Raw genomic sequence first — 11598 nt, 5'->3', positions numbered from 1 at the left:
CGACCACCCTGGGGATGCGCACGGCTTTTCCCACCGCTTGCATCGATGCCGCATGCGACCGTTTCGCGCCTTGAGGACAGAAGCCCGGTCCGGGGAGCCGTAGCCCCATTCAGGTGTCCGGGCCTCTGCCCATGGCGTTTCATCCGATCGCCCTCATGCGCCGAACCGGATAGCCGGAATCAGCTGCGCAGGGTCCACTTCTGGTTGCTGCCGCCGTTGCAGGCCCAGAGGATGAGTTTCGTGCCGTTGGCGGTGCCGGCCCCGTTGGCGTCCAGGCACAGACCCGACTGCACGCCGGTGATCGTGCCGTTGGAGTTGACGTTCCACTGCTGGTTGGCCTGGCCGTTGCAGTCCCAGATGATCACCTGGGTGCCGTTGGCGGTGCCCTGCCCGTAGGCGTCCAGGCACTTGTTGCCGTACACCTGCAACTGCTTGCCCGAGGTGTAGGTGAACCGCTGGTTGGTGCCGCTCCCGCAGTCCCACAACTGCACCTGGGTGCCGTTGGTGGTGCTGGAGTTCGGCACCTCGACGCACCGGTTCGACTGGGCGCCCACGATCTGGACGCCCTGCTGGGGGGTGCCGCCGCCCGCCGGCGCGTATCCGGCAGCGGCGATGTTGGCCTGTACGGCGTCCTCGGTGGAGGCGCTCGGGTAGCCGGAGGTCAACACGCCCTCGAAGAAGGTGCCGCGGCCGGAGACGCTGTTGTCACCGCCGATGCCGAGCAGGATGGCGCCTTCCTTCTTCATCGGGTTGTAGCCGTTGGGGCGCCGTCCGTCGAAGTAGTTCGTCAGGCCACCCGACTGCGCGTCCCCGCCCCGGATCGCCCAGTGGTTCGGCTCGCCCTTGACCATGGCCGTGACGAAGCGGTGGTTGATCGACGCGAGGTTGTTGTAGCCCGCGTTCACCCCGGAGAACAGTCCCCACTCCAGGTCGGCCATGATCCAGGGACCGGCTCCGGCCCCGTAGCCCCACTGCTTGTCGGCGCCGAAGTAGACGGTCTCCATGATGGCGGGGGAGTCGGCCTGGCCGTCCGTCTGGGCGTTGCCGTAGTCGAAGCAGCACCACTGGTTGTAGTGCGTGCCGTCGACGACGGCGTAGATGCCCTCGGGCTGGTCGCCGGTCGCCACACCGTTGGTGTTGTTGTTGCGGTAGCCGGTGCCGGGCTCCACGCGGACGCCGTACGCCTTCTGGCCGCCGATGGTGATCGGGGCCGCCTTCGCGTCGGCGAGGTTGTCGTATCCGCCCGCGGCCGGGCCCTTCCAGTAGCCGGGCGGCGCCTGGGTGAGGCGGTTGTTGCGGCCGGACTGGTCGTAGAGGATGGTGATCACACAGTTCGTGCCGGCGCAGAACGAGTCCTGCGTGGCGGCGTTGACGACTCCGCCCGCGCTCAGAACGCCGATGTCGCGGGTGGCGTTGTCCGAGGCGCGCCTGACCTGGTAGAGCGGGCCGTTGTAGGCCGCGTACAGAGCGCGCGTGGTGCTGTGCGCCGCCACACACGGCGTGCCACCCGCCGCGTAGATGTCACACGGCTGCGACGTCGCGGCCTGGGCCGTACCACCGCCGACCAGGCAGGCGGTGGCGATCAACGTGCTCGCCCCGGCCGTGAGCACCCTTCTCAGGCTCCCTAAAAGCATCATGCCTTCCTTTTCTCAATCAGGAATCATGACCGGACGGCACCGATGCGGCAGGCCTTGCTAAGCAAGTGTGAGCGCTAACATTGACGATTGTCCGAATCGATTCGACGAGTAACGAGGGTAGTGCGGAGTCAACTCAACGAAGGTCCCGGCGTCAAGCACGTGGATCACATCTCGCGGACACCCGGGGTGCCGTCGGGGCGCCGACTGGGCTCTTACCGCGATGCGTTCGCACTGTTGCGATGAATTGTCGTGAAAATTTCATCCCCGGGTCCGCAGGACGGTGAGCCCTCACCCGCCTCACCGGACCGCCGTTCGATGGGACGGGTGAGAGCGGAATGCCGGTGGCGCCGGTGACGAGCGGTGCTTGCGTTGTCACACCCCGGCTTGATCCTCCGGGACCAGCCGCCTCGGAGGGCGTGTTCGAGTGGTGTCGCCCAGACGATCGACGAGATGTACGTGGGAGCAGGAGGCGATCCGTCGCCGAGATCGGCGACATGGGCAGAGCCATCACCGAGGTCACCACAGACCGCAAGAGCGAGGTCTATGCGGCGACTCAGCCTACGGCTGACCTGCCATCCCGGCAAAACAAAAGTGAGGGCCGAGATGAATCTCAGCCCTCACGTAGTGAGAAGGTTCGTGTCCGAGGGGGGACTTGAACCCCCATGCCCATCACTGGGCACTAGCACCTCAAGCTAGCGCGTCTGCCTATTCCGCCACCCGGACGTGGTGCCTCACGCGGGATCGTCATCCCGCGTCGGCTGATACAGGTTAGCACTCTCTCCGCCCTGCTTCATACCGGGAATCAGCCCCCTGCGTACGGGCGTGCGGCGGCCCGGGGGTGAAGGACACCCCTGTACGGCGGCAGGATGGAGGCGCGAGCCGTATGACGCGACAGACGGGCGGGTCCGGCCCCCTGGGCTCCCGTCCGGTAGGAGGAGGCGCAATGACCCCACGCAACGGGGAGGACGAGGTCGTCGAGCTGTGCCGCGACCTGATCCGGATCGACTCGGTGAACGCGGGGGACAACGCGGGCCCCGGGGAACGCGAGGCCGCGGAGTACGTGGCCGGGAAGCTGGCGGAGGTCGGCCTGGAGCCGCGGATCCTGGAGTCCGACAAGGGCCGGGCGAACGTGGTCGCCCGGGTGGAGGGCGCCGACCCGGGCCGGGACGCCCTCCTCCTGCACGGTCATCTGGACGTCGTGCCGTTCGACGCCGCCGACTGGACGCACCACCCGCTCAGCGGCGAGGTGGCCGACGGCTGCGTCTGGGGCCGCGGGGCCGTGGACATGAAGGACATGGACGCGATGATCCTCGCCGTCGTACGGCGGCGGCTGAGCGAGGGGCGCAGGCCGCCGAGGGACGTCGTCCTCGTCTTCACCGCGGACGAGGAGGCCGGCGGCCACTACGGCGCCCAGTGGCTGGCCGACAGGCACCCGGAGCTGTTCGAGGGCTGCACCGAGGCCGTCGGCGAGGTCGGCGGCTTCAGCGTGACCACGGCCAAGGGGCGGCTGTATCTGATCGAGGCGGCGGAGAAGGGCATCGCCTGGATGCGCCTGACCGCCAAGGGCAGGGCCGGCCACGGCTCGATGCTCAACGGCGACAACGCCGTGACCGAGCTGGCCGAGGCGGTCGGCCGGATCGGCCGCCACAAGTGGCCGGTGCGGCTCACGCCGACCGTGCAGGCGTTCTTCGAGGAGGTCTTCGGCACGGAGGTCAAGGCCGAGGACGCGGAGGCGGCGGTGGCCACGCTCGGCCCGCTCGCCCGCATGATCGGCGCGACCCTCCAGAACACGGCCAACCCGACCATGCTCCAGGCCGGCTACAAGGCGAACGTCATCCCCCAGGCCGCGACCGCGCACGTGGACGGCAGGTTCCTGCCCGGGTACGAGGACGAGTTCTTCCAGACCGTCGACGAGTTGCTCGGGCCCAACGTGACGCGGGAGTTCGTCTACCACGACGTCGCGGTCGAGACGCCCTTCAAGGGCCCGCTCGTGAAGGCGATGGCCGACGCGCTGCACGAGGAGGACCCCGGTTCGCGGGTCGTGCCGTACACGCTGAGCGGCGGCACCGACCTCAAGGCGTTCAGCCGCCTCGGCATCAGCGGGTACGGCTTCGCGCCGCTGCGGCTTCCCGAGGACTTGGACTTCTCCGGGATGTTCCATGGCATCGACGAGCGGGTTCCGGTGGATTCGCTCCAGTTTGGCGTCCGGGTCCTTGACCGTTTCCTCGAATACTGCTGAGAAAGCTGTTGCGATCACGTGCCGTGCCGCTACAGTAACTCTCCGTTGAGGGTTGATCCGCTCCGGGTCGAGTCGGCCGGATGTCGGCTCAGCGGTATGGGGAGGTCGCGTGACGAGCACGTCGCAGGAGCAGTGGGGGGCGTCTTCGCCCTTCGCCGTTCGCGGCGTGCTCGTCGCGTCTCCCGGCCGCCACGAGCGGAGCCGGATGGCGCGGTTCGCGGCCGGCTCCCGTTCGGGCCGCCTCCTGGTCGTCGGCGGGCTGATCGCCGCCGCATGGCTGCTCGGTGTGCTTCTCGGCGTCTTCGGTACGGCGACGTCCGCCGCCGGGGTCGCACCCTCACCTGACGTCGCCGGGTCGGTTCTTCCCGACCGTCTCTCCGGTCCGGGCCTCGGCCTGCCGCCCTCACCGGGCGCGGCGGGTTCGGCGAGGTCTCATGGGAAGAGTGCCGACGGTTTCCCCACGGCGGCTGACGACACCTCGGTGAACGCCGAGGCGATGGCGGGGCGCACGGTCGACGGGCTGACCAGCCAGTCGAAGCCCATGTTCCCTCCGCCGTCCACCGCGGACCACCCGCCCGTAGACCAGGGCCTGGTCCCGCAGACAAGCGGTGGAAGCATCCTGTTCGGGGATGTCGCGCGGCCTGTGTTCGAGCCGCGTCTCACCACCCTGCCCGCCCCACTGGCGGCGGTTGTCCCCCCGGTGGTCCGCACAGCGGCGGACGACCCGTCTTTCTCTCCTGACTGATCCCGCCTTCGCGCCGGTCCGTCTCCACTACGGCGACCGGTGCCATCGTCTGCCATGACCTGTGGTGCCCAGGCGGCAGGCTCCCGCGCGGGTGACGCGGAATCTCCCATCCTCGTGATCGTCCACTGCTCCGCTGTGCTCATTCGGCGTGGACAGAAGTCGCGAGCTGTCAGGTAACCCCCTATGAAGAACCACTAGGAGCATTCATCATGCGAACGTGGGCGAAGGGCTCGGCCTCCGCGGCGTTTCTCGCCGTCGGCGTCATGGCCCTTGGCAGCGGTACGGCTTTCGCCGACACCGACGGCAGCCACTCGGTCCTCGGCGGCAACCAGGTCGACATCCCGGTGACTCTGCCGATCGACATCAGCGGCAACGCGGTGGCGGTCGCGGGAGAGTCCCACGGCTCGTCCCTGGGCGGCGCGGCGGTGCAGGGCGCGGGCCAGGGAGCCGGGCGGAACCGCACCTCCGGTGCGGGGAGCATCCTCGGCGGCAACCAGGTGGTCGCCCCGATCACCGCCCCGATCGACGTCTGCGGCAACGCGGTCGCCGTCCTCGGCGAGGCCGACGCGGGCTGCCGCGGCGGTGCGGCGGTCAAGGGCTCGGGTCGCCGTGGCGGCGCGGGCGGCAACGTCACCAGCGGCGCGCACAGCGTCGGCGGCGGCAACCAGGTGGTCGCGCCGATCACGGCGCCGATCAACCTGTGCGGCAACTCCATCGCCATCTTCGGCGACGCCACGGCGGGATGCCGCGGCGGCGCCTACGTGGGCGGCGCCCGTCCGGCCGTCCGCGCCGGCGGCAACCGCACCAGCGGCCGTTCCTCGGTCCTCGGCGGCAACCAGGTGGTCGCCCCGATCACCGCGCCGGTCAACGTCTGCGGCAACGCCGTCGCCGTGCTGGGTGAGGCGTTCTCGGGCTGCCGCGGCGGCTCGTCCGTCGGCGGCCCCGGCGGTCACGGCGGGTACGGCCACCACGGTCACGGGGGCCACCACCGGCCCCGTCCCGGATCGGGCGGGCACGACACCGACGGGCGCTACTCCGTGGGCGGCGGCACCCAGGTGGTCGCGCCCATCACCGCACCGGTCGAGGTGTGCGGCAACGGCTCGGGCAGCTGCCACGGCGGGTCCACCCCGGGCCACGGTGGTCACGGTCACGGGGGTCACGGCGGCTGGTCCGGCGGCTCCGGCGGCAACGTCACCAGCGGTTCGCACAGCGTCGGCGGCGGCAACCAGGTGGTCGCGCCGATCACCGTGCCGGTCAACGTCTGCGGCAACGCCGTCGCGGTCATCGGCGACGCCTTCGCGGGCTGTCGCGGCGGCGCGAGCGTGGTCGGCGGCGGGCACGGCGGTCGCTGGGGCGCCGGCGGAAACGTCACCTCCGGCCGTTCCTCGATCCTGGGCGGCAACCAGGTGGTCGCGCCGATCACGGCGCCGGTCGACGTCTGCGGCAACGCCGTCGCCGCCATCGGCAAGGCCCACGCGGGCTGCCGGGGCGGGGCCGCGGTCCTCGGCGGCGGCAGCGGTGCGGGCGGCAACGTCACCTCCGGGCGCCACGGGATCGTCGCGGGCAACCAGGTCGTCGCGCCGATCACCGCCCCGATCAACGTCTGCGGCAACGCCGTCGCCGTGCTGGGCGACGCCGCCGCGGGCTGCCTGGGCGGGGCCAAGGTGGGCGGCTGGGGCCACGGCTTCCGGCCGCACCCGCGGCACAGCGCCGCGCGCGGCGCCATGATGCCCGCCACGCCCGCCATGCCGGTGCTGTCGGGCGCGCACACCATGCAGCCGATGAGCGCCCCCGCCGCGCCCTCGGGGCCGGTCATCGGCAACCTGCCGAACATGCTCGGCCTCCCGGAGGCGCCGGGCCTGCCGGCTGCCCCGCCCGTCCCGGCGGGTAAGGGCGCGAAGGCTGTGGCTCCCGTCGGCAACCCCGCCGCCATCGTGTCCAAGGCCACCGGCACGCTGCCGGCCGCCGGCTCGCTCGACGAGACGGCCCGCACCCTGCCCGCCAAGCGGACGCTGGACGACGCCACCGCGTCGCTGCCCGTGGCCGACACCACGCGGAACCTGCCCACCGGCGACCTCGGCAGGACCACCGAGGCGCTCCCGCTGGGCAAGCTCGGCCTCATGAGCGCCGAGCAGCCCGTCGGCCTGACCGGCATGAACGCCGGCTCGTTCGCCGCACTGGTCCTCGGCGCCATGTTCGCCGCCTCGGCGAGCCTGTTCGCCGTCACCCGCCGCTTCCGCTTCGGCCGCAGGTAGCCGGACGGCCGTGCGCGTGAACGACCACGCGCACGGCTGAGGACGCGAGGGATATCACGCTCGCGCCGGGCGCGACGGCGGCGAACCAGCCGCTCGTCGTACGGGCCCGGCGCGGGCCACCAGGACGCCGCCTCCCCGCCAGTGGAGGAAGGCACCGACGCTTTGCCCGTTCCGGGGGCGCGGCCCGGGGCGGGCAAAGCTCTTTTTGACCGTGGCGTCGCCGCCTCGGCGGCTCACATCGTCCGAGCGGCCCGTATGATCTTCCGACGCAGCCGGACGCGCCTGCTGCCGTCGGGATAGAGGCGCAGCCGCTCCAGTTCCCAGTCTCCGTGCTCGGCATGCTCCGTCAGCATCTGTCGCGCCACCTCCCGAGGGGTGCCGCGCGGCAGGTACAGGTCCAGATAGGAGTAGTCGAGCACTGCCATTGGTCTCCGGGGGCGTGCTAGGGAACTCGATGGGCTCTATTCTGCGTCCTCGTGGATAACAGCGCCAGGCGAGTTACATTCCCGGACAGAACCGGGTAGCCCGAGGGGGAGGAACGTGCGGCGGCAGGTACCTTCAAAGCGGTGCCTCCGAACAAAGCGGCGCCTCCACGGCGCCCGGAGGGGGTAGGCTCCCCCGCCCCGGGCGACGAGGGTGTCAGTGTGCCGGGGCGCATGAAACCCGGACACACCCGAAACGCCCGGAACACGGGGAACGACAGCGGACAGCGAGGTAGGAAGCAGCGTGCCAGCCAACAACGGCAACGCCGGCGGAACCCGCCTGGTGATCGTGGAATCGCCCGCGAAGGCGAAGACGATCGCCGGGTACCTCGGGCGCGGCTACATCGTCGAGTCGAGCATCGGCCACATCCGCGATCTCCCGGAGAAGGCCGACGACATCCCGGAGAAGTACAAGAGCGAGGCCTGGGCCCGCCTCGGGGTGAACGTCGACCACGAGTTCGAGCCGCTCTATGTCGTCAATCCCGACAAGAAGGCGCAGGTCTCCAAGCTCAAGCAGCTTCTCAAGGAGGCCGACGAGCTCTACCTCGCCACCGACGAGGACCGGGAGGGCGAGGCCATCGCCTGGCACCTGCGCGAGGTGCTGAAGCCCAAGATCCCGGTGCATCGCATGGTGTTCCACGAGATCACGCCGCACGCGATCCGGGACGCGGTGTCCAACCCCCGCGACCTCAACCTCCGCCTGGTCGACGCCCAGGAGACCCGGCGTATCCTCGACCGCCTGTACGGCTACGAGGTCAGCCCCGTCCTGTGGAAGAAGGTCAAGCCGCGGTTGTCGGCCGGGCGCGTGCAGTCGGTCGCCACCCGGCTGGTCGTGGAGCGCGAGCGGGAGCGCATGGCCTTCACCGCCGCCAACTACTGGGACCTCCAGGCGCTGTTCGACACCGGCCGGGCCGGGGACGATCCCCGGACCTTCTCCGCCACGCTGAGCGGGGTGGACGGCAGGCGCGTGGCCCAGGGGCGCGACTTCGCCTCCACCGGACGGCTGAAGAGCCCCGACATCCTGCACCTCGACGAGGCCGCCGCGACCGCCCTCGCCGGTCGGCTCGCCGGCGCCTCGTACGCCGTGCGTTCGGTGGAGCGCAAGCCGTACACGCGCAAGCCGTACGCGCCGTTCAGGACGACCACCCTGCAGCAGGAGGCGAGCCGCAAGCTGGGCTTCTCCGCGAAGTACACGATGCAGGTGGCCCAGCGGCTGTACGAGAACGGCTTCATCACCTACATGCGTACCGACAGCATCACGCTGTCGGAGACCGCCGTCGCCGCCGCCCGCAGCCAGGCGATCAAGCTGTACGGCGCGGCGTACGTGCCGGACAAGCCGCGCGCCTACACCAGCAAGGTCAAGAACGCCCAGGAGGCGCACGAGGCGATCCGGCCGTCAGGGGAGGAGTTCCGCACGCCGGGCGAGACCGGGCTCGCCGGGGACATGTTCCGGCTCTACGAGCTGATCTGGCAGCGTACGGTCGCGTCCCAGATGAAGGACGCGGTCGGCGAGTCGGTGTCGGTCAAGGTCGGCGGCACGTCCAGCGCCGGAGAGAACGTGGAGTTCAGCGCCACCGGCCGGACCATCACCTTCCACGGCTTCCTTAGGGCGTACGTCGAGGGCGCCGACGACCCCGCGACCGACCGGGACGACTCGGAGAAGCGCCTGCCCACGCTGGCCGAGGGCGACCGGCTCACCGCGGCCGAGCTGACCGCGCTCGGGCACTCGACCAAGCCGCCCGCGCGGTACACCGAGGCGTCGCTGGTCAAGGAGCTGGAGGACCGCGAGATCGGCCGGCCGTCGACGTACGCGTCGATCATCGGAACGATCCTGGACCGGGGCTACGTGTTCAAGAAGGGCACCGCCCTGGTGCCGTCGTTCCTCGCGTTCGCCGTGGTCAACCTGCTGGAGCAGCATTTCGGCAACCTGGTCGACTACGACTTCACGGCCGAGATGGAGAAGGTCCTCGACGACATCGCCAACGACCGCGCCGAGCGGGTGCCCGAGCTGCGCAGGTTCTACTTCGGCGCCGGGGACGGCGACGAGGGCCTGAAGGAGATGGTCACCGACCTCGGGGAGATCGACGCCAAGGAGATCAGCTCGTTCCCGATCAAGGGGACGGACATCGTGATCAGGGTGGGCCGCTACGGGCCGTACCTCGACCGCGACGGCGCCCGGGTGAACATCCCCGAGGACATGGCGCCCGACGACCTGACCGCGGAGAAGGCCGAGGAGCTGTTCTCGCGGCCGAGCGGCGACCGTGATCTCGGCGTCGATCCGGCCAACGGCCGGAGGATCGTCGCCAAGGACGGCCGGTTCGGCCCGTACGTCACGGAGATCCTGCCCGAGGAGCCGGCCCCGGCGGACGGCAGGAAGCGGACGAAGAAGGCCGACGCCCCCAAGCCGCGCACGAGCTCGCTGTTCAAGACGATGGACCTGGACACGATCACGCTGGAGCAGGCGCTCAAGCTGCTCCAGCTGCCGCGTGTGGTGGGCCAGATCGACGGCGAGGAGGTGACGGCGCAGAACGGCAAGTTCGGGCCGTACATCAAGAAGGGCACCGACTCGCGGTCGCTCGCCTCGGAGGAGGACCTGTTCACGGTCACGATCGAGCAGGCCAAGGAGCTGTTCGCCCAGCCGAAGGCGCGGGGACGCGGCCGCGCCGCGGCCGCCCCGCCGCTGCGGGAGCTGGGCGAGGACCCGAACTCCAAGAAGCCGGTGGTGGTGAAGGAGGGCCGCTTCGGACCGTACGTCACCGACGGCGAGACCAACGCGTCGCTGCGCAAGGGCGACACGGTCGAGGAGATCACGCTGGAGCGGGCGGCGGAGTTGCTGGCCGACCGGCGGGAGCGGGCGCCCGCGCCCAAGCGGACCACCACCCGGGCCAGGACCACCACGAAGAAGCCCGCCGCCAAGTCCTGATCGCATGCACCCCGGTGGCGGCCAGGCCGCCACCGGGGCTTCGTATCCGGGCGCAGGTCAGACCCGGGAGCGGGTCAGGCCTTGGTGCAGGGCGCGCCGTTGAGCGAGAAACTGCCCGGCGGGTCGGAGACGCCGGTGTGGGAGGCGTTGAAACCGATGCTCACGGACGCGCCGGGAGCGATGTTGGCGTTCCAGGCCAGGTTGGAAGCGGTGACGAGGTTGTCCGTACCCTGGCTCCAGTCGGCCGACCACCCCTGGGTGATCCGCTCACCCGCCGACGGGAAGGCGAACCGCAGCGTCCAGCCCGAGATCGCCGTGCTGCCCGTGTTCATGATCGACACGCTGGCGGAGAAGCCCGTCCACCAGGTCGACTGGGTGTAGGCGACCTTGCAGATGGGCGTGGGCGTGGATTTCGGCGTGATGGAGGGGCTCGGAGAGGGGGTCGGCGTGGGGAACCCCGGCAGGGCCGTGGTGGTGATCGGGTCGGACGGCACGCTGACGTTGCCGGCCGCGTCGATGGCGACCACGACGTAGGTGTACTTGTTGTACGTCGTGAGGTTGCCCTCCATGAAGTAGGGGGAGGTCCGCGTTCCGACCAGTAGCCAGCCGGTCGAGGTCAGCCGGTAGACGGCGTAACCGGTGACGCCGACGTCGTCGGTCGACGCCGTCCAGCAGAACGCCGTGCCGGGGAAGTCGGCCACGCAGTTGTCGCGCAGCCCGGACGGCTTGCTGGGCGGGGTGGTGTCTCCGGGGACCGGGCTCGGGCTGACCACCATCCCGGTCACGGCCCGCGCGTTGATCAGCGCGGTCGGCGGGCTCGTGTGGCCGTCGGCGTCCTTGGCCACGATGTAGAAGGTGTAGACCTGGCCGTAGGCCAGCCCGCCCATCACGGTGGTGGTGCCGGTGGGCGACGACGCCTTGACGAAGCCGGTGGCCGTGAGCCGGTAGACCTCGTAGCCGGTGACGCCGACGTCGTCGGTGGACGCGCTCCAGCACAGGCCGACGTACCCCTGGGTGGTGCCGGCCGGCACCGGCGGCGGGCACAGCTGGACGTTGGGCGGAGTCGTCGGCGCGCCGGGTTCGGCACTCGGCGACGGGGCGGCGGACGGCGTCGGGGTCGGGATGGGCGTGGCGGCCATCGCTCCGGCGGGCACGCCGGAGAGCGCGATCGCCGCGGCGACCGCCGCCCCTGCGGCCAGCCAGGCCAGGTAGCGGGGACTTCTCATGTGTCACCTCGTTGTCGTTCGATCGGTGTCGGCACCGGAGGAGTCGCCGGGGCCACGTCTGAGGGACGTTTCTGCCGCGATCGTCCGCTTG

At 70.7% G+C, this 11598-nt stretch carries 7 protein-coding genes and 1 tRNA gene; 4 read left to right on the top strand and 4 right to left on the bottom strand.

Going from position 1 to position 11598, the window contains the following annotated elements:
- Window positions 1–179: 179 nt before the first annotated feature.
- Window positions 180–1637 (bottom strand): arabinofuranosidase catalytic domain-containing protein, encoded by a 1458-nt coding sequence (locus F5972_RS33660; RefSeq protein WP_150939658.1) that lies wholly within the window; start codon window positions 1635–1637, stop codon window positions 180–182.
- A 637-nt stretch (window positions 1638–2274) separates the two neighbouring features.
- A tRNA-Leu gene (locus tag F5972_RS33655) sits at window positions 2275–2360 on the bottom strand.
- Between the two features lie 220 nt (window positions 2361–2580).
- Here F5972_RS33655 and F5972_RS33650 point away from each other — a divergent pair.
- From F5972_RS33650 to F5972_RS33640, 3 genes are all read left to right on the top strand, one after another.
- Window positions 2581–3876 (top strand): M20/M25/M40 family metallo-hydrolase, encoded by a 1296-nt coding sequence (locus F5972_RS33650; protein ID WP_150939656.1) that lies wholly within the window; start codon window positions 2581–2583, stop codon window positions 3874–3876.
- 109 nt (window positions 3877–3985) lie between these two features.
- On the top strand, window positions 3986–4621 hold the full coding sequence (locus tag F5972_RS33645; protein ID WP_150939654.1) for a hypothetical protein: 636 nt from the start codon (window positions 3986–3988) through the stop codon (window positions 4619–4621).
- Window positions 4622–4830: 209 nt separating this feature from the next.
- On the top strand, window positions 4831–6876 hold the full coding sequence (locus F5972_RS33640) for a chaplin family protein (protein WP_150939652.1): 2046 nt from the start codon (window positions 4831–4833) through the stop codon (window positions 6874–6876).
- Window positions 6877–7109: 233 nt separating this feature from the next.
- Here the strand turns inward: F5972_RS33640 and F5972_RS33635 are convergent, their stop codons facing one another.
- Window positions 7110–7301 carry a DUF5703 family protein gene (locus F5972_RS33635; RefSeq protein ID WP_220499497.1) on the bottom strand — a complete coding sequence of 64 codons (192 nt, stop codon included), beginning with the start codon at window positions 7299–7301 and terminating at the stop codon, window positions 7110–7112.
- 301 nt (window positions 7302–7602) lie between these two features.
- Here F5972_RS33635 and topA point away from each other — a divergent pair, with 301 nt between their 5' ends.
- Entirely contained in the window at window positions 7603–10281 is a 2679-nt protein-coding gene (gene topA, locus F5972_RS33630) for a type I DNA topoisomerase (RefSeq protein ID WP_150939650.1), read from the top strand.
- A 74-nt stretch (window positions 10282–10355) separates the two neighbouring features.
- On the opposite strand, the gene F5972_RS33625 is transcribed toward topA, so the two are convergent.
- Window positions 10356–11507 carry a cellulose-binding domain-containing protein gene (locus F5972_RS33625; RefSeq protein ID WP_150939648.1) on the bottom strand — a complete coding sequence of 384 codons (1152 nt, stop codon included), beginning with the start codon at window positions 11505–11507 and terminating at the stop codon, window positions 10356–10358.
- Between the last annotated feature and the right edge of the window lie 91 nt (window positions 11508–11598).

This window comes from Microbispora cellulosiformans, from assembly GCF_008728085.1.
In the GTDB taxonomy this organism is placed as follows: Bacteria; Actinomycetota; Actinomycetes; order Streptosporangiales; family Streptosporangiaceae; genus Microbispora; species Microbispora amethystogenes.
Note: the sequence above shows the minus strand (reverse complement) of the source record. Positions and strands in the feature narration are given on the sequence as shown.

Bases quoted from the DNA above. Each gene is read 5' to 3' on its own strand.
- F5972_RS33650 (WP_150939656.1), top strand. From the start codon at position 2,581: ATGACCCCACGCAACGGGGAGGACGAGGTCGTCGAGCTGTGCCGCGAC.
- F5972_RS33635 (WP_220499497.1), bottom strand. From the start codon at position 7,301: ATGGCAGTGCTCGACTACTCCTATCTGGACCTGTACCTGCCGCGCGGC.
- F5972_RS33625 (WP_150939648.1), bottom strand. From the start codon at position 11,507: ATGAGAAGTCCCCGCTACCTGGCCTGGCTGGCCGCAGGGGCGGCGGTC.
- F5972_RS33660 (WP_150939658.1), bottom strand. From the start codon at position 1,637: ATGATGCTTTTAGGGAGCCTGAGAAGGGTGCTCACGGCCGGGGCGAGC.
- F5972_RS33640 (WP_150939652.1), top strand. From the start codon at position 4,831: ATGCGAACGTGGGCGAAGGGCTCGGCCTCCGCGGCGTTTCTCGCCGTC.